Below are 22,286 nucleotides of genomic sequence, written 5' to 3' on the forward strand. Positions count from 1 at the left end.
TCGGGTTCAGCGAGGCCACTTCCGGTCGAAGTATATGTTCTTCGAGGTCGCGGAGAGGGGTATACCGTAGACCACGTCCGCCTGTATTAGGCCGAGCTCCTGCGCCGCGACGCCCACCGAGAACATGACCCTGTTGTCGACGTTCAGGATCTGTGCCGTCTTGACCGCCGAGCCGATGGCTATACCGAGGTTCACGAGGCAGTTCACCAAGTCGGCGTCTAAGCCCCACCTCTTGGGCGTCTCGAGCCCCAGCTTGAGGAACCTGCAGCCGACCAGGAACACGGCTCTACTCGCCCTGACAGACTCGGCGTCCCTCCTGAAGAACTCCCCGTAGACTGGCGCCAGCTCCTCCATCTTCGAGGCCAGCCTCTCGATCTCGCCTCTGTCTGTCACGAGAGCCGTGACGACGTTGTCGACCCCCCGGGCCTTCGGGGCCGTCTTAGCCGCTACCGCCATCAGCCTAGCTGCCTCTAGTATGCCCTCGCTTATCAAGGCCTCCTCGTTTATCAACCAGACCACCGGTAGTAGTTGACTGCGGGAGAGGGAAATCGTCCTTGCGTTAGACAGGGCTAACACACGGCCCCGGCGACCCGTGGGAGACAGGATACCGGGTCCAGGACACTTGATGGAGAAAAGGGAGGTTTGACGGCTGATCGAGACAGGATCTTTTGATCGAGCCGTGGAAGTTAATCCCCGGTTAACTTGACTGGAGGGCAGTTAACCAGGCCCCCTCCGCGTCGAGGGCGGGGAAACACTGTAAACAGGGGTCGGATAAGATCCCCGGGTTAGGGATGATCATGTGTGACAAAAGTATTGTGTACAAGGACGGATTACTTCAAGGAGTCGAAATACGCGGTCAACAACCCCAAGCCAGACTCATGTATTCCATACTGAATTTACATACTAGCATCACTATGTCATGGCTTGAAATACACTATAATGATTTCCGTGGGAGTAGTACTCGCCGTACCCGCCACATCAGGGGGAGGGCCCGGTTGACATAGGTGTTGCGGGAGGTTTAGCCCTTGATCTCCCCGGCCCGGTAACACCAATAAGCGGCTGCTCTGTGTATTTAAGGGATGCAACGCCTTCATGTACGACAGTATGCTTTATTGAACTGATATTCATTGTAATTACCGCACCTTTCAATGTCTAAAATATTGTCCGGTGTGACCGAGTAGACTCGATCAAGGGGGCCAGGCGAGGTTTGATATAGGTTCTACGGCACCCCCGACCCCTTGATCCGGCGATTCCCGTAATACCTCCGTTTCCTCTAGACGCCGTGATGTATTATCTTTACTGGTCGATGTCTGTGCTTTAACAGTTATGGCAGATCACCTCGTAATCAAGGCGGCCTTTACACGGTCTCAGGCTAATGGGAGTGTTACCTCAAGGAGCCGATCATGGGCTGAGGGATATATTCCACCTAAGCCATGCAGACCCACGGGGTGTCCTGTACGGAGATATGCCTGAGGCCCATCGGCTTTGTTAGGCACGGCTTCAGTGACGAGGTGGTCAGGAACAGCGTCGAGGGTGTACCGGGCTACATCGAGGTCCTACCCGAGTACGCGGACGGCCTCCTCAACCTTGAGGGGTTCTCACACATTATCGTGATAGCCTTCCTCCACAAGACGAGCGAAGACGACCGGAGGGTTCTCAGAGTCAAGCACAGGAGGCTACGCAGGCTGGGTATAGACATAGAGGACCTCCCCGAGGTGGGGGTTTTCGCGACCGACAGCCCCCACCGACCCAACCCGATCGCCCTCTCCATCCTGAGGGTCAGAGGTATCGAGGGGCGCAGGATACACGTGGAGAACCTCGACTTGTTCGACGGGACGCCCGTCCTCGACATCAAGCCGTACGATAGGGGGAGGGTCGTCCAGGACTTGAAGCTGCCCTGGTGGGCCGAGGAACTCGAGAGGAGGATACGCGAGAGGCTGGGCAAGACCGTCACCCCGTGACCCCCGAGGGCTGAAAGCTGGGCGGGACGAGAAGGCGTTTACACCGCGTGGAGACCCCGCCGCTTCTCTAACGACCCCTGGTAGCTCGAGCGTTGTTCGAGTTTTCCGTATATACGTCCAGCCCCTCATTATACACGTAAGTATTTGGGACAGCGAGGTATGTATCTAGGATGGGGGGAAAAGCTTATATTCCCTGATGTAGAGAACTTTACCCTCGGTGTGAACATGAGAAAGTGGCTCGTAGCCCTCGTCGTCGTAATGTTCTTGACCACCATCCTACTATCGGCCGAGACGGCGGCCGCCCCTGCGACCGTTGAGAGGGTCATTGTAAGGGTAAGCCCCTCGGCCAACTACGCGCTTGTCAAGGCCCAGGTACTGGACGCCTCTAGGAGGCTTGGAGGGGCCCTAGTCAGCGAGATACCCGAGATAAGGGCGGTCGTCCTGGCAGTGCCCAGTAGCGCGAAGGCGGCTATAGCGAGGATATCGGGCGTCCTGCTCGTCGAGGAGGACAAGCCGGCCAAGCTACACGGCGAGGTCCAGTGGAACGTCTACATGATCAACGCGCCGAAGGTCTGGTCGGCCTACAGCTCGTACTACGGTAACGCGGCCTACGGCTACTACTCCACCGTGAGAGTGGCCGTCGTCGACACCGGTATCGACTACAAGCACCCGGACTTGTACGGGGCTGTGACCTGGTGTGTCGTGTCCCTGAACAACGGGGCGACCTTCTACAAGGGCACAGACCTGAGTAAGTGCTCCGACCCCAACGGGCACGGCACCCACGTAGCCGGGATCATCGCCGCCAGGCTGAACGGGGCGGGCGTCGCGGGCGTGGCCCCCAAGGCGCTGTTGTACGCTATCAGAGTGCTGGGAGCCTCTGGCAGCGGGTACGTCAGCGACATAGCCAGGGGCATCATCGAGGCCACTAAGGGCCCGGACGGCGTCGCCGGTACCAGCGACGACGCGGACGTCATCTCCATGTCCCTGGGCAGCTCCTCCGACAGCACGACCCTGCACGACGCCGTCAAGTACGCCTACAGCTACGGCGTAGTGCTGGTCGCGGCCTCGGGTAATGAGGGCGCCAGCTCCCCAGACTACCCGGCCGCCTACCCGGAGGTGCTGGCCGTGGGCGCCGTGGACTCCAACGGGAACGTGCCGAGCTGGAGCAACAGGTACCCTGACGTGGTCGCGCCGGGCGTCAACATCCTGTCGACCTACCCGAACGGTAAGTACGCCTACATGAGCGGTACCTCGATGGCGACGCCCCACGTCTCGGCGATAGCCGCTCTGATACAGGCTCTAAGGCTGGCCGCGGGCAAGGCCAAGCTGGCGCCGAGCAAGGTCTACTACGCGATAGCGTACACCGCGTACAACCCGACCGGCTACAGCTACGACCCGCTCTACGGCTACGGTATAGTGGACGCGAAGGCCGCGGTCGACTACGCGCTCTACTACATGTGAGCCCGATCTCTTTTTTACCCTCCACCTCAACCTCTCGCCGCTCTTATGAACGCCCTGGCCCTCTCCTCGTCCACCGGGTTGCCCGCTCTACCGCCGACCTTGATATACGAGCCCACAATGACCCCGTCGACGTACTTCTTGTAGAGCCCGATGTTCTCGGGTGTAGCGCCGCTGCCCAGAACTAGAGGGGCGCGCGTCAGCCCCCTGACCCTCTCCACGAACCCGGGCTCGGGCGCCTCCCCTGTCCTGTAGCCCGTTAAAACGACCTTGTCGGCCCCGCCCCTCTCGACGGTGTCGTGTACGACCTCGCGTAGGGCGTCCCAGAAGGCCTCTGCGCTCTTGCCCGACGCCGAGTAGGCCAGTAGCGACAGGCTGCCGGCGTGCTTGACCAGTACGTCCGCGTACACCTCTACGCCCCCGTAGTTCCTCCTGATCGCCCTCAACCTGGGCGCCTCGGGCTCGATGAGGCCCGAGTCGCTCACTATGGTCTCGGTCAGCGCGTTGACCCTGATGAACCTGGCCCCCGTCGCCACGGCTATCGCGTACGCCTCCCTCCCCGAGTTCCGGAGCACGTTCACGCCGACCCTCATGCTCGTTGACTTCACGACCTCCCTAACGATCACGGCCAGCGTGCTCAGGGCCAGCGGGTCTCTCAAGCGCTTGGGGTACGGGCTGTCGCCGTAGTTCTCTACTATGACCCCGTCGTAGCCGAGCCTCTCGAGGACTGAGACGTCTCTAAGGACTGCCTCTAGGACTCTGTCCAGGTCGAAGTCCTCTCTCGTGTTGGTGTACGGTAGCCTGGGGAGGTGGACTACCCCGACGACCTCCAACCCAGCACCCCCTTCAAGCCCCTGGGGCGGACACCCCTCCACGCATTTTGTATGGTGTGGGCCTCATTTGAATACGCTACCCGGCTTGAGCACCGTGTACGGCGGGACCCTCGCACCGTAGCCTATGACGGCCCCCATCTTCCTCTCGAACACGCCCCTCCTGACCACGTGCTCTCTGAGGCGGGGCGGGGCCTCCTCGGAGGGCAGCACGTTGAGCGTGGTGACCCCGATGCCCACAATGCTCTCCGAGCCCAGGACCGAGTTCAGCACTGTGACCTTGCTGTCCATGAGAGAGTACGGCTGGACGCTCGAGAACTTGACCTCGCTGTAGGAGCCCACCCTACTGCTCTCCTCCAAGTCCACGTAGTCCCTCACGAAGCTGTGGGCGCCCACGAAGCTCTTCTTACCGATGTAGGCCGGCCCCTTGACAACCGCGTAGTGGTCTATGTAGGCGCCGTCCTCGACCACGACCGGCCCCTCGATCACGGCGGTCCTCTCCACGACCGCCTTCCCCGATATCGCGACCCCTCTCAGCCTCGAGAGCAGTTGGTACACGGCCTCTAGGAGGTCTGCGGGGTACCCTACGTCCACCCACGTCCCCGTCCACAGGACCGCCTTGACCCGCCCGGACTCCGCGATTTTCTGGAGCGCCTCGGGGAGGTTCAGCCCCTTCTCGAGGTAGTCTAAGACGCGCGACGGGAGTACGTAGACCCCGGCTATCGTGTACACCGCCTCCGGGGGCCTAGGCCCCGTCGAGTAGACCCTCCTCACGAGCCAGTTCTCGTCGACGGACACGAAGCCGTAGTTCTCCACGTTGTGGGGCTCGACCGGCGCCACGAGGATAGTCGCGTCCGGGCTCTCCTCCAGGTGCGTGTTGACGACCTTCGCGTAGGCCTCGGCGTCGAGCACTATGTCGCCGAACGACAGCAGGAAGTAGTCCGTAGCGTCGATGGCCTTCCTCGCGGCCAGTAGAGCGTCCCTCACCGTCTCTCCCGCTTCTTGCTCCACGAACTCCACGGGGGGCTCGAGAACCGACGAAGCCTCTCTCGGCACAGCGTCCTCCTCGCTCCTGTAGACTATGAGCACCGTCGACCTGTTCGCCTGGTACACACCGCTCACAGGGTAGTACAGGACCGGTTTACCGAGCACCCTCAACAAGACCTTGTTGGAGCGGGGTGGGACTAGTACGCCGAGCTCCTTGGAGGGCCTCCCAGCGGCTAGGACTAAGTTGAGCAAGGCAACCACCTACTCCACGGTGACGGTCTTGGCCAGGTTCCGCGGCTTGTCGGGGTCGAGGCCCTTGAGCGTGCTCGTGTAGTACGCTAGTAGCTGCATGGGTGGAGTGTGGGTTATAGGGGTTGTCAGCCAGTGCGAAGATGGGACTCTGAAGAACACGTCGAACTGCTCCCCCAGGCTCGTGTCCTCGGGTGCTACGCCTATGATCCAGGCCCCACGCGCCTTCATCTCCTGTATGTTCCCTAGGAGCACCTTCTCGTAGTAGGCGTCCCTGGGGACCACGAAGACGACCGGGAACCCCTCCTCGACGAGGGCTATGGGGCCGTGCTTCGACTCTCCCGCGGGGTAGGCCTCCGCGTGGATGTAGGCTATCTCCTTGATCTTGAGCGCCCCCTCCATCGCCGTCGGGAGGCCCACCCCCCTGCTCAGGTAGTACGCGCTCTGCTTCAGCCTAAGCATCTCGCTGACCTTCTTCGCCAGACCCTCGCTCCACGCGATGGACTTTGCCGCGAGGTCGGCGGCCCTGGAGAGCTCCCTGGCGTACTCGTCGTACTCGCTCTTCAGTATCGCCCCTCGCAGGAGGGCGTAGTCCAGAGCGAGGAACGAGAGGAGGAGGGTCTGAGTGGTGAAGGTCTTCGTCGCCGCAACCCCTATTTCGGGGCCGGCCCTCGTGTAGAGCGCTATGTCGCTCTCCCTAGGTATAGCGGAGTCTACCACGTTCGACACAGCTATAAGCTTCGCACCCCTCTCCTTGAACGCCCTCGCCGCCTTCAGGGTGTCCATCGTCTCGCCGCTCTGGCTCACGGCTATCAGGACGTCCCCCTCCCTCACGACGGGGAGGTACGCCTCGTACTCGCTGGCTATGAACGGGGTCGCCAGCGCCCCCGCTATCTTGGCCAGCGCAACAGCGAAGTGGAGTGACGCGTGGTAGCTTGTCCCGGCGGCAGTTATGAAGACCCTGCGGGCCTCAGCCATGATCTTAGAGGCCTCCCTCAGGGTGGGGTCGCTACTGAGCCCGTAAAGCGTGTCGACCAGGGCCCTGGGCTGCTCGTGTATCTCCTTGAGCATGAAGTGGGAGTAGCCTCCCTTGCTCGCGCTCTCCAGGCTCCACTCCACTACTCTCACGTACTCCATCGGGTTTACCGGCCCCTTACCGAGCTCCTCGATGAAAACGCTGTCCCCCGTCACGAAGCCCACCCAGCCGTCCCTCAGCGTGATAACCCTCCTAGTGTACTCCAGGATCGCCGGAATATCGCTCGCGACAAAGTTGGCCGCGTCCCCCAACCCTATTACGAGGGGGCTGTCCTTCTTGGCAAAGAAGATAGTGTTGGGGACGCTCGCGAAGACGACGAGGATCGCGTAACTACCCCTGATCATCGAGACCGCCTTCTTGAACGCGTCGTAGGGCCTATCACCGCTCTTGTAAAACTCCTCTATCAGGTGGACGACGACCTCGGTGTCGGTCTCGCTCTTGAAGACGTGCCCTCTCCTGGCCAGCTCCTCCTTCAACTCCCTGTAGTTCTCTATTATGCCGTTGTGGACTATCGCTATCGTCCCCGTGCAGTCCGTGTGCGGGTGGGCGTTGACGTCGCTGGGCGCTCCGTGGGTCGCCCACCTCGTGTGGCCTATCACTACGCTGCCCCTGACCCGGCTAAACCCCAGCTTCTTCTCCAGGTCGGCGATCTTGCCCTTGCCCTTCAACACCCTCAGGACTCCCTGCTCGACCGAGGCAACGCCGGCGGAGTCGTAACCCCTGTACTCGAGTCTTAAAAGACCCTTGTAGACGATTTCCCCAGTGTTAAGCTTTTTGTCGACGCGGGTGCAAACGCCTATTATGCCGCACAAACAGTTGCGCCCCACATACCTAGTATGGTTGAAACCCGTGTATTCTTTAAAACCTAATCCACCTACTTAGACTAAGGGTGTTCGGGTAGCGTGGACATCGTTGTAGTGAAGGTGACGGGCAAGATTTTCGACGACCAGGAGGCCCTGAGGAAGTTCGTAGAAGTAGTGAGAGAGCTCGCCCGCGAGAGGAGGGTTGTCGTAGTAGCGGGCGGAGGTAGGATGGCCAGAGAGGCTATCGAGAAGGCGAAGTCTATAGGGGTCTCCTCCAACTACTGGCTTGACGAGATCGGGATAGAGGCCTCGAGACTCAACGCGCTGATCCTAGCAGCGTCCCTCCAGCCCCTCTCCTACCCCGGAGTCCCGAGAACCCTCGGGGAGGTCATGCACGGGCTCGCGTACAGTAGAGTCGTGGTCTTGGGAGGCCTGGTGCCGGGGCAGTCGACGGCAGCAGTCCTACTAGAAGTGGCCGAGGCCGTGGGGGCTCGCGAGGTCTACGACCTATCAGCCGCCGACCACGTCTACGACAAAGACCCCAGGACAAACCCCGACGCGAGGCCGCTTAAGGTCGTCCAGGCCTCCAAGCTAGCCGAGTGGCTCAAGGCCGGCCAGGTCCCGGGAGACTACGCACTACTCGACCTGAGAGCCCTAGACATCGCCGTCAGGAGCCGGATCACCATCAAGATAGCCAGCTACAAGAACCCGGGCAACTTGATCGAGATGATGAGAGGCGGTAACCCTGGCTCGACCATAATCCCCGAGTAGGCTACACTCCTACCTCGAAACCCTCCTCTTCAGCCTCATGAGCATGTAGAGTACAATCCTCGCCTCCAACTCAGACATTCCAGACCTGTACACGACCCTTCTTAGTACTGTCTTGATCCTCCTCCGTTTGTCCTCTGGCGAAACGGCCAGGTCCGTTAACTCGCTTAGGACGCTAACGATCCTATCGAGTCTCTCTCTAGGCGCGAGAGGGGGGACGTTGGTCGGCGCCACCCCCTTCATCTTCCAGACCTCCCATAAGACAACGGCCACGGCCTGCGCCAGGTTGAGAGCCGGGTACTCCGGGTTGGCCGGTATTGTGACCAGCAGGTCTGTCTGGGCTATCTCCTCCCTCGTAAGCCCCGTGCTCTCGCGGCCGAAGACGATCCCTAGCCTGTTGATGCTCCTGGACCTCACGAGCTCCGAGAGCTTATCGAGGGTTACGGCCTGCCTCAACACGTCGCCCCTAGAAAAGCCCTCGTCGCTGGTCGAGACCGACAGGTCCACTCCCTCCAGGGCCGACTTTAGGTCCTCGACGACGACGGCCCTTGAAAGGTACTCCCTCGCCTTAGCAGAGTAGTTGAGGGCCTCGTTCAAGTCCGCCTTCGGCTTAACGAGGTACAGCTCCTCAACCCCGAAATTCACGCACGTCCTCGCTATCACGCCCAAGTTGTACGCTCCCTCGACGCCGACCAGTATGACCCTAGTTATCAACTCCCACCACTCTTTTTCTCGAGAACTACACCCTTAAGCTCCTCGAAAAAGAACCTCTTAACCTTAACCTCTCGTACGTTGAAGTACTTGCTTATCTCCCCCTCCACCACCTCTGTGTTGCTGAGCGACGAGTAGACTAAAACCATCAGACCCCCCTCCACGAGCAGTCTATGGGCCTCCCTCACTACGTCGACTATTACCTCGAACCCGCGGGCACCTGCGTAAAGGGCCGCCTCGTACTCGTTACTCGGTGTACCTGGGAGGTAGGGCGGGTTGGACACGACGAGTTGGAGTGAGGAGTCGCGTAACCCCTCCGTCGAAGACACTACCAGCCCACGAGAGCCCAGGCCGTTTAAGTCTATGTTGAGCCTCGTATTGAGTAGCGCGTTGTCGTAGACGTCCACGAACACCGTCTTCTCGCAGATGCCCGCGACCAACGTGTACAGCCCCAGAAACCCCGTGCCGGACCCTATATCTGCGCAGGCCTTCAGCCTCCTCTGCCGCAGAGACGTCTTGACGCTATCGAGTAGGCTCGCCGCGAGCCAGGTGTCGTCGCTAGGCTCGTACACGTCTCTGAGCAGTGCGATCCTGATGCCGTCTATAGTATACCTCTTGACCTCAGGTACTCCGCCAGTCGTAGCAGGTCCCCCTCGCTCAGCTCGTAGACTCTCGTGGACCAGTTCAAGCCTATGCGACCTAGTTCCTCCCTACTGACCTTGAACACTCTCTCCACCACGCCCCCCAAAATCTTCCTCCTGAACGGGAAGAGCGCCCTCGTCAGCTCCTCGACGAGCGCTACCTCGTCGTCGTACACCCTCTTCCTCACGAGGACAACACCCCTGGACTCAACCTTTGGCCTCGGGTAGAACTCCGTGCTGTGGAAGAGGGGGCCAGGAGTCACGTCGAAGAGTAGCTTGACGAGGACACTCAACCTCCCGTAAGCGTCCTCACCCGGGTTCGAGAGCATCCTGTCCACCACTTCTCTCTGGAGGATTAGAACCGCCCTCCTGACGCTGTTACTCCGCGCTATTTTAGAGAGCAGTCTACCCGAGATCGCGTAGGGGACGCTGGACACTACCTGGTCGGCTGTTATTTCCAGGTCTAGGGCGTCGCCTACCAATACCACGGCGTTGCGGCAGCTGACGACCTCCCGGGAGAGGTTGGCGAAAGCGCTGTCGATCTCCACCGCTAAGACCGGGGCCTTCACAGCCCTGCACAAGAAGTACGTGAGGATGCCTGTGCCGGACCCCACCTCTAGGGTCACAGCGGACTTGTCGACGTTCTCCAAGACCCAGTTGACGACGCGAGGGCTCGCTGTTATGTGTTGGCTGAGGCTCTTCCTCAGCTTGACGCGGCTGGACTTAACTCTCTCCACGACTCTCCTGAAGACGGCCCGGAAAGAGTCTGGGTCCACATTATAGGAGCTCACCATGGAGTCTCTCCAAGTAGCCCAAATAGACCTCGCCGGCAGTCCTTTCTCTGGGCCTTACGAATAGGTAGTACTTCTCGCCTCCAACCATCTCCTTGATGATCCTCTCGACCACGGCCTTGACGGGGTCTATTTTCACTCTTTCTTTAATGTCCGCGAAGTTCTCGAACCTCTTGGACTCCCTCTCCTCAAGTATAGTCTTCATTGTTTTCTTCCCCACGCCCGGGAGTAGCTCTAGGGCGTGGAGTCTGATGTTTATGGGCTCCGCTATGTTGAAGAACTCCGTGTACAGCTTCTCGTTCTCCGTCACGACTCTCTTCAGGGCCTCGGGCAGATTCGACCTAGCTACGCTAGTCAAGTCGTCGTACGAGACGTGAATAATGTGCTTCACTTTACTGTGGGGGCCCAGGTCTATCCTCTCGAAGATCTCGACCCTTACAGCAGGCAGCGGAATAGCCTCTAGCAGTGAGAGGTACTTGACCCCCACGCCCTGGACCAAAGGCTGGTTCCTGTGCTCGAAGTGCCGGTCGGAGGGGTTACCTGTCTCCAAATAGTCTAGAACATACATCGCGGGTTCTCTGCCAGCCTCCTTCCTAGCCTCTAGCCCTCTCCTGGACAAAACCGCTCAGTCCTCTCAAACACCCTCACTAAATAAGAGTTCGAAGGAGTCTAATATTTCCTAGCGCACCCCAGCGTTTCCAATAGAGGGGGACTACAGGCAGACGTTCTTCATGTACTCTACGGTCTCGTTTAGAACGCTCTCCTCGACATACCTCTCTTCATAGTCGAGGAGGATCCTAAGGTCGTCCACCGTCTTTGGGCACAGGTTGATTATCATAACTATGGTCTCGTCTTTGTAGCCTAAACCCTTGAGAAAGGACTTGACGGCTTCTACGCTGACGTCCTCCTTGAGTTTGGAGTGCTTGCTGAGGTAGTTTAAAGTCTTGGCCAGGAACGGGGAGATACTGCCCTCCTTACTCTTTATTCTCTCGACGACATCCTTGAGGAGGATGGCGGCCTCGGGGTTGGACAGTAACTTCTGCTCGACCACATTTAGCCTAATAACCCTGCTCAACCCGCTCAGCCTGCTCCCGCCTTTATGACGTGTTCGGGCCTCACGAACAGTGTCTTCTCCTTATCTCCGAGGTTGACTTTAACTATTAGGGCCCTCCCCCTCTTGCCTACCACGACTCCCGTTTTGCCCTGGTACCGCCTGTGCGGCATGCCTTTGTGAACAGACGGGTTTATGTCTATGTGGACTACGTCGCCCTCCTTGTACTCCACGAGGATCCTACTGAGCGGCGGTACAGCACCTCTCTCCCTTACGTCTTTCTTAAACAGCTTCCTCGTTCTGTGCCTGTAACCCTTTGGCGCCTTTACCATACTAGAACCCTTTTGAGCATTGAAAACGAATACTCTTTAGGCTTTTAAAAGTCTAATCCTGGCCTCCCAGCGAAGCCGAGGACGTCCAGCTCAAGGGGTACGGCCTGTACTCCTAGTACGCCTGCGAAGCAGGGGTCTGTCCTGCCGTTATCGCAGTGGACTAGTTCCTTGACGTAGAGCCCGCTCTCGCAGTAGATCAAGGCCTCGACCAGTCTGCCCTTGGCTGAGGCCACCTTGACGGAGTAGACCTTCCTCCTCCTCGCGATGTCCTTTTTCCTCCTCAAGACCCTCGTCGGGGTCCTCTGCGTCACGACCCTATCCTGGAAGAAGTCCTCGAGCTGCCTGAGCTTGTCTTCGCCGACTTCCTCCCCGAGGAGGACCAGGACCTTGTAGACCTTCGCCTTCTTCCCCAGGTTCTCCTTGACAACCCTCTTGTCCCGGGGCTGAGTGTAGCCCTCGAGCCTCACGGTCACTGCCCCGCCTTCGAGGAGAGAGTTCAGCTCGCTCAGGTCGATCTTCCTGCGGCGGGGTCTAACGACCTCGATAACCAACGGCCTGCCCGTGCCGACCATCCTCGCGTCCACGTCCTCTCTCCCAGCAGCGTGGATCAGGACCGCGTCTGCCTTGAACAAGCCCCTCAGCCTACTATCGACGAACTCCTGTATGCTTAGAGGATACTTCCTGGCGCCGTCTCTCGTGATCCAAGGCGTGTGGGATATGTTCCTACCCGTCTTCACGTAGTAACCTCTCAAGTAGACCGGCTTCACTTCCAGCTCTACGTATAGGCTAGGTATGTGTATTATGGCTACGACGTCCGGGTTCGTGAAGGAGGGTTGCAGGCCCGTTATCTGGGCGACCCGCTTACCGACCTCCCGCTTCACCTCGTTTTTTATCGACTCGCTGTAGTCGAACCCCACCGCCCTGGCTACCTCCAGCTCGTGCTCGAGGACGCTCTGCTCGAGTTTCACTCCAACGAGGAAGGTCGACGCGTCAAGGTCTCTCAAATACGAGGAGACCCTCTCGGCTAGTTCGTTGAACAGCGACCGCGAGAGGAGCCCGCCGCATATGTAGCACTTGTCGACGGCCACGTCCTCCCCGTAGACTCTCTTGTACAGCCTCGTTAGAGGTTCTCCCCCGTGCTTCGCAAGCGTGTATAACTCCCCCTTTACCCCTCCCTCGCTTGCAGCCCTCAGCTTAAGGTCGTACACCATAGACAGCAGGGTCTTCAAAGCCCTTCCTCTCTCTTCGTTCCCGAGCTCGCGTCCCATCTTAGCGAACAACCTACCAAGGCAGTGGTCGCAGAGTGGGTACTTCAATAGCGCCTTCTCGGCTCGTCCTATCACGTCGTCGACGCTCATGTAGCATCACCTCTATGGGGTAGCTATAGCTCAAGGATCTGGCCAGGGTTAATTTATGTGATGGGTTGGTGCTGGTACTCAGCCTTTCATAAGTTCGCCGAGCTTTTTCACGTCCAGGCCCATCTTCGCGAGCAGGTTCTTCTGCCTCTTCAACTGCCTCGATATGGACTTGACCGCCTCGTACTGCTTTAGGAGGGCCTTCACGTCCTCGGGGTCTACGCCTGCGCCGTAAGATATCCTCTTTATCCTGCTCTTGTCTATAATCTCCGGGTTGTCGAGCTCCTCGTACGTCATCGAGTTTATAGCGGCCAGCCACTTCTCCATCTTCTCCTCCAAGGTCTTCGAGTCCACCTCGACGGGCATCCTGACCTGGAGCCCGGGTATCATCTCCAGTATTTTCCTAAGCGGGCCCATTTTCCTCAGGCTCACCAACTGCTTGTATACGATCCTCATGTTAACCCTCCCCTCGAGGATGTCCTCGACGTCCTTCTCGCTCAGCTCAACTTTAGCCTTCTTGACCCTCTCTAGCAGGCCCTCCAGGTCTCCGAGCCCCATAATCCTGGCGACGAACCTCTTGGGGTCGAAGACCTCGAGCTCGTCTATCTTCTCCCCGGTTCCCACGAACTTGATCCTGGCGCCAGTGGCAGCGACCGCCGACAGTGCTCCGCCCCCCTTCGCCGTCCCGTCGAGCTTGGTCACGATTATGGAGCCGACGGGGGTCTTGTTGTGGAACTTCGAGGCGACCTCGAACGCCTGCTGTCCGATCGAAGCGTCTAGCACGAGCACCACTTCGTCTGGCCGCACCTTCCCAGCGATGTCCTCCATCTCGGCCAGCAAGTCCTCTTCCCTGTGGTGCCTGCCCGCGGTGTCTATGATAATCACGTCGAACCCCTTCTCCCTGAAGAACTCCACGCCCCTCACGGCAATGGATACCGCGTCTTTGGACCCCGGCTCCCCGTACACTGGGACGCCCGCTATCTCGCCGAGGGTCTTCAGCTGCTCGTAGGCTCCAGGCCTAAAAGTGTCGGCTGCCACAAGCCCTACCTTGTAGCCCTCCAACTTGTAGAAGTAGGCGAGCTTGCCCGCGGTGGTCGTCTTACCGGAGCCCTGCAGACCCACAAGCAGAACGACCCATGGCTTCTTGGGCGGCTTGACCTGTGGCTTCTCGGGTCCGCCGAACAAATTCACGAGCTGCTCATACACTATGCTCAGGAACCAGTCCCTTCGGGTTAGCCCGGGGGGAGGCCTTTCCTCGGCAGCCCTCTCCTTGATCTTCTTGGTCAAGTCCATAACGAGCCTGACGTTCACGTCGCTCCTGATCAACTCCTTTTGGAGCTCTTTCACGAACTCGTTGACGCTCGCCTCGTACTCTCTGGACTCCATGAAGTTCCTGACGATCCTCCTCAGGCCGTCGAGTACCAAATCTTACCTACCCTGAGAGTGCGATGCCAAGTCACGTCTTTAACCAGGTTCGGCTAGTGCGGGGGGTGGGATTCGAACCCACGCAGGCCTACGCCACCGGGTCCTCAACCCGGCCCCTTTGACCTAGCTCGGGCACCCCCGCTTCAGTCTCTTAGATAGTCACTCGGGGTTTTTTAATTATTCCAGCGCCCGGGTTAATATAGAGTCCTGATGGAGTAATTACATCATTGGGAGGGTCTTGGTGGAACCGGTGTACGTGTCCCTGGACCCCAACGAGTACCACGTCCTGCACCCCAGGCCGGCATACCTCATCGTGACCTCCGATAGGGAGGGCAGGCTTAACGTAATGGCGGCGTCCTGGGTTATGCCCGTGAACGACGAGCCCTTCATTCTAGCCCTCGCCTTGGACAAGGAGACGAAGACGTACCAGAACCTACTCGAAGTGGGCGAGTTCACGGTGAACGTGATGGGGGAGGAGCACGCAGGCCTAGTTTACCAGGCCGGTAGCTTGAGCGGTAAGAGCGTCGACAAGTGGAAACTCCTACGCCTCGAGCCGGCTCCCTCGAAGTTCGTCAAGCCGCCCGGTGTCAAGGGGTCTTACGGCTTCGTAGAGTGCAGGGTCGAGAGGATGATAGACGTGGAGTCCGTGGCCCTCGTCCTGGCTAGGTCGCTCGCAGTCCACGTGAGGCAGGACCTCTACGAGAAGTACAGCTGGAACCTCGGCAAGGCTAGGATACTCATGCACATGAGGGGGCGCGTGTTCGTTGGCCCCGGAAAAGTGACTGTTGTGCCTAAGACCTAAGCGTCTCGCGTGCCCAGGCCACCACGAGCACTAGCCCTAGCAGAGAGACGGTGAGACTCAACGCCGAGTTCGCGAGTGGCCCGACGAAAGGCTCTGTGCTCTGGAGCACGGCAATCCCGGTGAATAAGACTAGGTTAAAGAACGATGTAGCCGTGGCCGAGTAGTCGATTCCATAGGGCTCCTTGGCCATGGGCGGGGCTACTATGTGTAGCCCCATAGATACGCCGAGGAGCACCAGCCCGGCGAGGAGTAGGGGGCTGCTGTGCGTCAGTACCGAGGCTATTATCAAGGCCCACGAGAGCGTGGAAACGGCGTTGGACGCGATTAGCACGGGCTTCCTTCTCCCTATTACCCTATCGCTCAAGACCCCTACTAGAGGCGCTGACAACACGAAGGAGAGCGCGAGGTACATCAGGAGTATGCTCACCGTGAACTTGTCGTAGCCGAACACCCGCGACATCAAGTCCTGGCCCCAGGCCGCCTGAAAGGCCGTCCCAGTCCCGTAAGAGGCCACCGCGCCCAGCGCTGTTGCCCACGCGTGTTTTTCGCGGGACAGGTGAACCAGTTTACCCCACACCTCTCTTAGCCCGAGCCCCTTCTTCCGCGTACCGACGTCCCATGCCAGAAGATATATGAGGACCATGATCGTGAGGGCGAGCGCCGCTAGGACTGTGAAGAGCCCTGCTAGCCCGTAGTACGATAGGAAGACCCGTAGAGGGTAGGTCGCGAGGAGCCCGCTTATGTTTCCGGTCATCAGCAGCAGTGATGTTATTATCGCCTGGCTACTAGACGCGAAGTAGAGCGAGGCCACCCTCTGAGTCCCCACGAACACCACGGCCGCCGACACCCCTACCAGCGTCCTGCCCAGCATCAACGCCGCAGGCGACGGCAGCATCATGAGAGCGGTCGACAAGCCCATCAGGCCCATCATCAGGGCCCCAACCCTCTTCACGCCGTAGGTGTCAACGAGGCTGCCCATGAACAGCTGTGACAGGGCGTACGCGTAGAAGTACGCTGATGGGAAAAACGCCAGCAGGTATTCTGGGTCCACTTTGTAGTACTCGGCGAACCCCTCGATCTCTTCCTTCATTATGCCCGTCATAACCCTGTGGAAGTAGACTAGACCGTAGGCGAACAGCATGACTACTAAGAGTACTACGGCTGCTCTCTTCATAATCAACGCCGTAAATCCTATAAGCGGGGGGCGTTTTTATTAATTTTGTGAGACCATGCCACGGGTAAAAGTGAAACTGGTCTCCTGGGAAGAGATCGTTGAGTGGTCCCGTGGTCTCGCGAATATAGTAAAAAGCAGCGGGTTTAAACCAGACGTCGTGGTGGCGCTGTCTAGAGGGGGCTACGTACCCGGCAGGCTGGTCTGTGATTTCCTCGGGGTAGAGAACCTGTTGAGCATACAAAGCCAGCACTGGACAGAGGCGGCGAAGGCGGAGGAGAGGGCTATCATAAAGTTCCCCTACCAGCTGGACCTTAGGGGCTTCAAGGTGCTAGTAGTCGACGACATAGTGGACACTGGTGACACCCTTAAGCTTGCGAGGGACTTCATCGCAGAGAACTGGAGACCCAGCGAGCTCAGGACAGCCGCCCTACAGTGGATAAGTAGCGTCGCGAAGTTCAAGCCGGACTACTACTACATCGAGGTAAAAGACTGGTGGTGGTTCCAGTACCCCTGGACCAGGCTAGAGGACACCACCCAGTTCATAAAAAGAATGGTTTTGGAGACCCTCAAAGAGACGGGCAAGAGGGAGTGGTCGTACGAGGAGATAGTCGAGTCTTTCAAGGACTGGTACGGCGTGGACGTGGGCGAGACATACTACAGGGAGGCCATAAGCGCCCTCGTAGAAAAGGGGCTCCTCAAGTACGACAAGAGTACTGGGAAGTACGTGGTTGAGGCTGGTTAGACTTGCTGGTTAAGCCTCCTGTCCAGGTGGAGGTAGCCATTATAGGGGGTAGCGGCCTCTACAACATCCCCGAGTTAAAGAACGTGAACGAGTACAAGGTCTACACACCGTACGGGGAGCCGAGCGACAAGGTCGTAGTCGGGGAGCTAGACGGGAGGAAAGTAGCCTTCCTGCCCAGGCACGGCAGGGGGCACAGAATACCCCCACACAGAATAAACTACAGAGCCAACATATGGGCGCTCAAGTCATTGGGCGCCTCGTGGGTCATCTCGTTCGCCGCTGTGGGTAGCCTGCGCGAAGAGATGAGGCCGGGCGACTTCGTTGTACCAGACCAGTTCATAGACATGACCAAGGGCATAAGGGACTTCACGTTCTTCGAGGGCGGCACCGTGGCTCACGTGAGCATGGCTGACCCCTTCTGCGAGCACCTGAGGAGGGTTATCATAGAGGCGGCTAAGGAAGTAGCTGGGCTTAGGATTCACCCCAAGGGCACGTACATATGCATCGAAGGGCCGAGGTTCAGTACGAGAGCGGAGAGCAGGTTGTGGAGAGACGTTTTCGGGGCCGACATCATCGGCATGACGCTGGTACCCGAGGTCAACCTGGCGTGCGAAGCCCAAATGTGCTACGCGACGGTAGCCATGGTCACAGACTACGACGTGTGGGCTGAACGCCCCGTCACAGCCGAGGAAGTGGTCAGAGTCATGGAGGAGAACACGGTGAAGGCTAGGACTTTAATACCGCTGATTGTGAGAAGATTACCCGATAGACCAGATGAGCGGATGTGTAGTTGCTGCAGAAGCTTAGAGACAGCGCTTATCTAGAGCGTTTTTTAGCCAGCCTAAATAGACTGGAGGAGCTATCAAATAAACTGGTTGCCGAGACACCTAAGCCGTTGTCCGACGCGCCTCGCCTAGTAGTCCTGTACGATAGACACGGGTTCCTACCGGCTTCGCTAGTCTACTGGTTTAACAACGTGTTGAACCCGTCTAGGACGGTCCTCCTCTTTGACGTCGAGTCTTTTGTTTACCACGTAGCCCCATATAGAGATGGGGGCCCCGTCCTCGCATACGCGTCAAACCCCTACTCCCCAGCTGTCTACGAACTACTCCAAACAACTAGGGCTCTCGGGTACGAGGTAGTTTTGGTACTACCCCAGCCAAGAGACGAGAGAGTCAGAGAACTCCTGAGCAGGTTTGAGGGCGTGCGGTTCGTGGACGTCCATGACGAAGTGGAGTACGCCACATTGGAGGCGATCACGGTGTTCAAGTACTATGCGGGCCTGTACGGGGACAGGCTAGACGCGAGAGGGGGGAGACTACGTAAACACGCCGAGGAGGGCTTCAGCGCCCTGGGCGAGGAGCTGGTCAGCAAGTATGTCGGTAACCTAGAGGATGCGGTGTCTGAGAGGGCCGTCTACGTGTCGTCTACAAGGTTCCTAGAGCCTGCCGGGCTCCTCTTCTCACAGGCGCTAAGGAGCGCTGGGATCAACTCGGTCTACGTGAGCCTCGAGCAGGCGCCCCTCTCGGGCCACCTCTTACTACTGTACAACAGTGTTGAGGAGTTCCTCGTGAAGCAAAGAGTAGTGGAGCTTACACGCCTCGGTGTAAAGGTGCATAGCATTCAAATGAATACCGACCCGCTAGAGTCGCTTGTCTACTTCGCGATTTTGTCCCTGTTTATAAACACGCTAAAATCTTAATAAGAGACGAGTGTAAACGACTTGTTGAGCGTGGTATATGGCATGCCCAGTGTTAGGCTCTACACCAGGAGGTACACTTACGCCGCCTTAGCGGCCTCAGGCATAGGCAGTCTCCTCATAACCTACCAGGCGAGCCTCTACACAGTCGTGGCAGGGGTCGCGTTGTTCTTGCTCTCGATGGCATACTACGTCAAGTACGTCGACTACGTTAAAAGCCCGAGAGAGGCGGCCGTCCTCGTCTTAATATTAGCAGTTCTAGTGTCGATCGGGGGGCTCCTAGGCTACGTCCTCAGCGGCTCATACTACTCCTTGTCGACCTGTGCCACACTGGCACTAGCCTCTTTCGCCACCGCAGTCGCTTCTCTGAGGCTGTACCCGAGATGAAGATAGGGATAATCCACTTTAGGTCGACACTATCGGAGTCCGTCGTAGACTTGATGAGGGCTGCCACCGAGGAGAACGTGGAGGCAGAGTACGTCAGGGTTCAAGGCCTCGACTCCTACATAGTGGACGGAAAGATCAGCGTGAAGTACCACAACAGAGAACTAGACATAAGCGGCGCCGTTCTTAGAGGTGTAGGGATGTTCATGTCACTTGAGGTCTTCATGAAGAGGATAGGCGTCTTGGAGGCGTTATCGAAAACAGTCCCGGTTGTCAACGACCCAGTCGCCTCAGTTATTGCCAGAGACAAGTGGAGGAGTCTCCTGGCACTGGCCTCTGCTGGACTGCCGGTCCCTAACACGCTGGTCACCGAGAACCCGTTCACTGCGATGAGGTATGTAGAGCAAACCAGGAGGGCTGTTCTAAAACCCATCATGGGGAGTCTGGGGCTCGGCTCGACACTTGTAGAAGACCCCGACGTTGCCTTCCAGCTGACTAAGGGGCTGTCGTCGATGGGTATACCAAGCTACTACCAGGTCTTCTTGGACAAGCCTGGTTTCGACTTCAGGTTGTTCGTGGTAGGTGATAGAGTAGTCGCCGGTATGAAGAGGGTCGTGGAGGGTAAGTGGAAGACCAACGTAGCGCAGGGCGCTAGAGGGGTGAAAGTCGACGAGAGCGAGTACCCTGAAGCGTTCAAACTAGCACTAGAGGCTACTAAGGTCTTAAAACTCGACTACGCCGGAGTAGACATCGCACTAGACAGGACGACAGACAAACTGTTCATCCTGGAGGTAAACGCTTTCCCGCAGTGGCACGGACTCAAGCTAGCCACTGGCGTAGACCCCTCGAGGGATATAATTAGGCTCCTGAAGGATAAGATAAAGAAGTGAGATGATGAGTAGCAAACCGTCCGGAGTGGTGAGGAGGAGCTCTCAGCCTGATCTCTAGGTCCTACAAGACGAGTAGTAAAGAGGGGTGGTCCACGTGAGCACCGTGGTAAAGTCCTTCCTATACGGGGTCTACCTAGCAGTCGACACCCCTATCAAGCCGGGTGGTTACCACAGGTTGAGAGTAGACCCTGAATCGGTTAGTCTCGTGTGCAACAGTATCTCGGTCTCGGACCTCGTAAACGAGGCGACGTCGTTAGGGGAGCGGGTTAGGAGAGGCGACCTCTCACTACCCTCAGTCGAACTCGGCAGGTTTCTCAGCAGAGCTCTGAGAGAGGCTTTCAGGTGGTGTGGTCGGGTGTACCCCTCGTTGATAGTGCCAAGCCTCTTGTACGCTTTCTCGCTCGGGTACACCGGTACAGAGAGTATTTTGAGAGACCACGCGCAAGTTAAGAGGGTGCTGGAAAACCTCCTCTCGGCGAGCAGGCCTGGGGACATCAAGACCTTCCTAGACGCGCTGAGGAGTGTCCATAGAACGGACATGCTCGACCACCTCGCCTCTACAGACCTTACAGGCGTCGCGTTGATCAGCTCAACGGTTTCTTTCAGCGAGGTGTTCAGAGTCCTGTCGTCTAGGTGGCCCGCATTTGCTCTCCTCGACACTTACGAGTTTCCAGTCATAGGGCTACTGAAGAACATGCTCAACTACAAGAAGAGGTACAAGAGCACGGAGGCCAGTATACTGGCTACTTACCTCGACTTAATCACCCCCCGCATTCCGGTCAACCTCAGAGGCGCCGTTAGAGAGCTGGTCGAGAAGGACCTGGCTAGTAGAGAGGCGGCTAAGAAGTTGCTAGAAGTAGACGCCGAGGTGAGGAGGCAGGGGTTCAGCTTCAACGAGTACGTCGAGGAGCTCGCGGTGCTGTCGTTCCTAGCCGTCTACGAGGGGTTACTCACAGCGTAGGGCTACCTGCCCTCCAACAAGTCTCTAATCCTCCTCTCAATGCTCCACTCGACCCACTTAAATGTCGCTTTCACTCCGTGATGCCCGAATACAGGTTGCACCCGGCCTCTCCTAATGGACTCCAAGACGTGTTGAATCCCTAGGTCGTCTACTTCGATGATCGTGTAAGCGGAGCCGACCTGTTCGACAACGTGTGCGTCGCTGTTGGCCAACCCGGGTAGGCCTAGCTCTCTGGCCGCCTGAACCGCCCTCCTGTTGGAGGCCTTGGTAGAAGATGCGTTCCAAACCTCTATAGCGTCCCACCCCCTTACGCTGTACACGTACTCGCCTATACCGAGCCTGAAAAGGTCGAACGGGTGAGCAGGGACCACGAGGCAGTTGTTCTCGTGCGCTTTATCGACGAGCTCCTCAAGCCTGTATGGGGTCTCGAAAGGCTGCTCGCAGTAGACCAACACGTCTCCTCTGTCCGTTCTAACCTCCGCTCCAGGGATCACTAGCACCTCCAGTGCGCCCCTGGGTACCTGTCTTATGGCTCTCACACTACCCTCGAAGGTGTTGTGGTCGCTTATCGATACCACGGCCAGCCCGATGTCTGCTGCGCGGTGGACTATCTCACTTGGGGAGTTCTTCCCGTCGCTGTAGAGGGAGTGTATGTGGAGATCGGCTTTGACCCTCACCACCAAGCACCGCTCTTCGACGGTATTTTAGACCTGTTTGGAAAGTTTAAAGTATTAGCTGAGAGTCATGAGCTTTAGAGTGGTACTGGACCCCGAGAAGTGCGACAAGTGTATGCTTTGTGTCGACTTGTGCCCGCTACACGTCTTTTACACGGGTAAGAACGGTGAAATACGCGTCGACGACTCGCGTTGCATAGGGTGTTTTGCCTGCGTACCTCTCTGCCCTAGGAGGGCCATCAAGGTCTTTGTTGACGGAAAGTCTCTTCCAGAGGGAAGTACGGCTTAAGCTCGCCTCCGCAGTAGGGGCACCTGTAGTGTAGCCTTCTCGCGTCGGCACTACAGAAGTACGCATCCCTACCCTTTGAGACGCAGGTGGGGCAGTAGAAGACGTCCTTTGTATCGTACGCGACGAATAAGTCCAGCTTCTTGTTACAAATCGCGCAGTAGACAGTGGTCCAGCCCTTGTGACCGGACTTCTCCACACCCCTCAGTAAGCCTACTGTCATAGCACCACCGCACCTGGGAGCTGGGAGATTATTGATAAAACGAGGTCTTTATA

26 protein-coding genes and 1 tRNA gene are annotated in these 22,286 nt (G+C 58.0%); 11 read left to right on the forward strand and 16 right to left on the reverse strand.

Features of this window, described 5'->3' with window-relative positions:
* Positions 1-6 precede the first annotated feature (6 nt).
* Entirely contained in the window at positions 7-519 is a 513-nt protein-coding gene (locus tag ACP5VX_RS01540) for a ferredoxin domain-containing protein (RefSeq protein WP_428724142.1), read from the reverse strand.
* A gap of 914 nt (positions 520-1,433) precedes the next feature.
* On the opposite strand from ACP5VX_RS01540, the gene tsaA reads away from it, so the two are divergent.
* Both tsaA and ACP5VX_RS01550 read left to right on the forward strand, forming a co-directional pair.
* Complete coding sequence (gene tsaA, locus ACP5VX_RS01545) at positions 1,434-1,961, forward strand: tRNA (N6-threonylcarbamoyladenosine(37)-N6)-methyltransferase TrmO (RefSeq protein WP_428724143.1); 528 nt, start codon at positions 1,434-1,436, stop codon at positions 1,959-1,961.
* 225 nt (positions 1,962-2,186) lie between these two features.
* Positions 2,187-3,422, forward strand: a complete 1,236-nt coding sequence (locus tag ACP5VX_RS01550) for a S8 family peptidase (protein ID WP_428724144.1) — start codon at positions 2,187-2,189, stop codon at positions 3,420-3,422.
* 26 nt (positions 3,423-3,448) lie between these two features.
* Here ACP5VX_RS01550 and ACP5VX_RS01555 read toward each other — a convergent pair whose 3' ends face one another.
* The 3 genes from ACP5VX_RS01555 to glmS form a co-directional block, all read right to left on the reverse strand.
* The gene (locus ACP5VX_RS01555; protein WP_428724145.1) at positions 3,449-4,252 is read right to left on the reverse strand and encodes a BtpA/SgcQ family protein; all 804 of its coding nucleotides are present in this window, start codon (positions 4,250-4,252) and stop codon (positions 3,449-3,451) included.
* A gap of 63 nt (positions 4,253-4,315) precedes the next feature.
* Complete coding sequence (locus ACP5VX_RS01560) at positions 4,316-5,497, reverse strand: sugar phosphate nucleotidyltransferase (RefSeq protein WP_428724146.1); 1,182 nt, start codon at positions 5,495-5,497, stop codon at positions 4,316-4,318.
* The gene (glmS, locus tag ACP5VX_RS01565) at positions 5,498-7,333 is read right to left on the reverse strand and encodes a glutamine--fructose-6-phosphate transaminase (isomerizing) (protein ID WP_428724147.1); all 1,836 of its coding nucleotides are present in this window, start codon (positions 7,331-7,333) and stop codon (positions 5,498-5,500) included.
* A 90-nt stretch (positions 7,334-7,423) separates the two neighbouring features.
* Here glmS and pyrH point away from each other — a divergent pair, with 90 nt between their 5' ends.
* On the forward strand, positions 7,424-8,095 hold the full coding sequence (pyrH, locus tag ACP5VX_RS01570; RefSeq protein ID WP_428724148.1) for a UMP kinase: 672 nt from the start codon (positions 7,424-7,426) through the stop codon (positions 8,093-8,095).
* A gap of 9 nt (positions 8,096-8,104) precedes the next feature.
* Here the strand turns inward: pyrH and ACP5VX_RS01575 are convergent, their stop codons facing one another.
* From ACP5VX_RS01575 to ACP5VX_RS01615, 9 genes are all read right to left on the reverse strand, one after another.
* A complete protein-coding gene (locus ACP5VX_RS01575) occupies positions 8,105-8,806 on the reverse strand; it encodes an RNA methyltransferase (protein ID WP_428724149.1) in 702 nt (233 codons plus the stop codon).
* On the reverse strand, positions 8,803-9,375 hold the full coding sequence (locus ACP5VX_RS01580; RefSeq protein ID WP_428724150.1) for a methyltransferase: 573 nt from the start codon (positions 9,373-9,375) through the stop codon (positions 8,803-8,805). The genes ACP5VX_RS01575 and ACP5VX_RS01580 overlap by 4 nt, the downstream gene beginning before the upstream one ends.
* A gap of 29 nt (positions 9,376-9,404) precedes the next feature.
* Positions 9,405-10,235 (reverse strand): rRNA adenine N-6-methyltransferase family protein, encoded by an 831-nt coding sequence (locus ACP5VX_RS01585; RefSeq protein WP_428724151.1) that lies wholly within the window; start codon positions 10,233-10,235, stop codon positions 9,405-9,407.
* On the reverse strand, positions 10,222-10,803 hold the full coding sequence (locus ACP5VX_RS01590; RefSeq protein WP_428724178.1) for a DUF655 domain-containing protein: 582 nt from the start codon (positions 10,801-10,803) through the stop codon (positions 10,222-10,224). Before ACP5VX_RS01590 ends, ACP5VX_RS01585 begins: the two co-directional genes overlap by 14 nt.
* 144 nt (positions 10,804-10,947) lie before the next feature.
* Complete coding sequence (locus ACP5VX_RS01595) at positions 10,948-11,310, reverse strand: DNA-directed RNA polymerase subunit F (RefSeq protein WP_428724152.1); 363 nt, start codon at positions 11,308-11,310, stop codon at positions 10,948-10,950.
* Between the two features lie 5 nt (positions 11,311-11,315).
* Positions 11,316-11,618 carry a 50S ribosomal protein L21e gene (locus ACP5VX_RS01600; protein WP_428724153.1) on the reverse strand — a complete coding sequence of 101 codons (303 nt, stop codon included), beginning with the start codon at positions 11,616-11,618 and terminating at the stop codon, positions 11,316-11,318.
* 44 nt (positions 11,619-11,662) lie between these two features.
* Positions 11,663-12,976 carry a tRNA pseudouridine(54/55) synthase Pus10 gene (locus tag ACP5VX_RS01605; protein WP_428724154.1) on the reverse strand — a complete coding sequence of 438 codons (1,314 nt, stop codon included), beginning with the start codon at positions 12,974-12,976 and terminating at the stop codon, positions 11,663-11,665.
* 78 nt (positions 12,977-13,054) lie between these two features.
* Entirely contained in the window at positions 13,055-14,398 is a 1,344-nt protein-coding gene (locus ACP5VX_RS01610) for a signal recognition particle protein Srp54 (RefSeq protein WP_428724155.1), read from the reverse strand.
* Between the two features lie 57 nt (positions 14,399-14,455).
* A tRNA-Leu gene (locus ACP5VX_RS01615) sits at positions 14,456-14,540 on the reverse strand.
* A gap of 99 nt (positions 14,541-14,639) precedes the next feature.
* On the opposite strand from ACP5VX_RS01615, the gene ACP5VX_RS01620 reads away from it, so the two are divergent.
* Positions 14,640-15,200 carry a flavin reductase family protein gene (locus ACP5VX_RS01620; RefSeq protein WP_428724156.1) on the forward strand — a complete coding sequence of 187 codons (561 nt, stop codon included), beginning with the start codon at positions 14,640-14,642 and terminating at the stop codon, positions 15,198-15,200.
* Here the strand turns inward: ACP5VX_RS01620 and ACP5VX_RS01625 are convergent.
* On the reverse strand, positions 15,190-16,374 hold the full coding sequence (locus ACP5VX_RS01625; RefSeq protein WP_428724157.1) for an MFS transporter: 1,185 nt from the start codon (positions 16,372-16,374) through the stop codon (positions 15,190-15,192). The genes ACP5VX_RS01620 and ACP5VX_RS01625 overlap by 11 nt on opposite strands.
* A 55-nt stretch (positions 16,375-16,429) precedes the next feature.
* On the opposite strand from ACP5VX_RS01625, the gene ACP5VX_RS01630 reads away from it, so the two are divergent.
* The 6 genes from ACP5VX_RS01630 (at position 16,430) to ACP5VX_RS01655 (ending at position 21,050) form a co-directional block, all read left to right on the forward strand.
* On the forward strand, positions 16,430-17,116 hold the full coding sequence (locus tag ACP5VX_RS01630; RefSeq protein WP_428724158.1) for a phosphoribosyltransferase: 687 nt from the start codon (positions 16,430-16,432) through the stop codon (positions 17,114-17,116).
* Between the two features lie 2 nt (positions 17,117-17,118).
* Entirely contained in the window at positions 17,119-17,940 is an 822-nt protein-coding gene (locus ACP5VX_RS01635; protein WP_428724159.1) for an S-methyl-5'-thioadenosine phosphorylase, read from the forward strand.
* 71 nt (positions 17,941-18,011) lie between these two features.
* Entirely contained in the window at positions 18,012-18,818 is an 807-nt protein-coding gene (locus ACP5VX_RS01640; protein WP_428724160.1) for a hypothetical protein, read from the forward strand.
* 24 nt (positions 18,819-18,842) lie between these two features.
* Positions 18,843-19,202 carry a hypothetical protein gene (locus ACP5VX_RS01645; RefSeq protein WP_428724161.1) on the forward strand — a complete coding sequence of 120 codons (360 nt, stop codon included), beginning with the start codon at positions 18,843-18,845 and terminating at the stop codon, positions 19,200-19,202.
* Positions 19,199-20,089: an ATP-grasp domain-containing protein gene (locus ACP5VX_RS01650; protein ID WP_428724162.1), complete on the forward strand. Its 891-nt coding sequence runs from the start codon at positions 19,199-19,201 to the stop codon at positions 20,087-20,089. The genes ACP5VX_RS01645 and ACP5VX_RS01650 overlap by 4 nt, the downstream gene beginning before the upstream one ends.
* A gap of 94 nt (positions 20,090-20,183) precedes the next feature.
* Positions 20,184-21,050, forward strand: coding sequence for a hypothetical protein (locus ACP5VX_RS01655; RefSeq protein WP_428724163.1), 867 nt, complete (start codon positions 20,184-20,186; stop codon positions 21,048-21,050).
* Between the two features lie 2 nt (positions 21,051-21,052).
* Here ACP5VX_RS01655 and ACP5VX_RS01660 read toward each other — a convergent pair whose 3' ends face one another.
* Positions 21,053-21,730 (reverse strand): CehA/McbA family metallohydrolase, encoded by a 678-nt coding sequence (locus ACP5VX_RS01660; protein WP_428724164.1) that lies wholly within the window; start codon positions 21,728-21,730, stop codon positions 21,053-21,055.
* Between the two features lie 64 nt (positions 21,731-21,794).
* Here ACP5VX_RS01660 and ACP5VX_RS01665 point away from each other — a divergent pair, with 64 nt between their 5' ends.
* A complete protein-coding gene (locus tag ACP5VX_RS01665; protein WP_428724165.1) occupies positions 21,795-22,013 on the forward strand; it encodes an indolepyruvate ferredoxin oxidoreductase subunit alpha in 219 nt (72 codons plus the stop codon).
* Here the strand turns inward: ACP5VX_RS01665 and ACP5VX_RS01670 are convergent.
* A complete protein-coding gene (locus ACP5VX_RS01670) occupies positions 21,964-22,233 on the reverse strand; it encodes a hypothetical protein (protein ID WP_428724166.1) in 270 nt (89 codons plus the stop codon). The two genes, ACP5VX_RS01665 and ACP5VX_RS01670, sit on opposite strands and share 50 nt — an antisense overlap.
* Positions 22,234-22,286: the final 53 nt, after the last annotated feature.

It is taken from the genome of Thermogladius sp. (assembly GCF_049970955.1).
In the GTDB taxonomy this organism is placed as follows: Archaea; Thermoproteota; Thermoprotei_A; order Sulfolobales; family Desulfurococcaceae; genus Thermogladius.

What these genes read in the sequence shown, in the direction of transcription:
- tsaA (WP_428724143.1), top strand. Translation starts at nt 1,434, where the DNA reads ATGCAGACCCACGGGGTGTCCTGTACGGAGATATGCCTGAGGCCCATC.
- ACP5VX_RS01550 (WP_428724144.1), top strand. Translation starts at nt 2,187, where the DNA reads ATGAGAAAGTGGCTCGTAGCCCTCGTCGTCGTAATGTTCTTGACCACC.
- ACP5VX_RS01590 (WP_428724178.1), bottom strand. Translation starts at nt 10,803, where the DNA reads ATGTATGTTCTAGACTATTTGGAGACAGGTAACCCCTCCGACCGGCAC.
- ACP5VX_RS01600 (WP_428724153.1), bottom strand. Translation starts at nt 11,618, where the DNA reads ATGGTAAAGGCGCCAAAGGGTTACAGGCACAGAACGAGGAAGCTGTTT.
- ACP5VX_RS01605 (WP_428724154.1), bottom strand. Translation starts at nt 12,976, where the DNA reads ATGAGCGTCGACGACGTGATAGGACGAGCCGAGAAGGCGCTATTGAAG.
- ACP5VX_RS01625 (WP_428724157.1), bottom strand. Translation starts at nt 16,374, where the DNA reads ATGAAGAGAGCAGCCGTAGTACTCTTAGTAGTCATGCTGTTCGCCTAC.
- ACP5VX_RS01630 (WP_428724158.1), top strand. Translation starts at nt 16,430, where the DNA reads ATGCCACGGGTAAAAGTGAAACTGGTCTCCTGGGAAGAGATCGTTGAG.
- ACP5VX_RS01650 (WP_428724162.1), top strand. Translation starts at nt 19,199, where the DNA reads ATGAAGATAGGGATAATCCACTTTAGGTCGACACTATCGGAGTCCGTC.
- ACP5VX_RS01665 (WP_428724165.1), top strand. Translation starts at nt 21,795, where the DNA reads ATGAGCTTTAGAGTGGTACTGGACCCCGAGAAGTGCGACAAGTGTATG.
- ACP5VX_RS01670 (WP_428724166.1), bottom strand. Translation starts at nt 22,233, where the DNA reads ATGACAGTAGGCTTACTGAGGGGTGTGGAGAAGTCCGGTCACAAGGGC.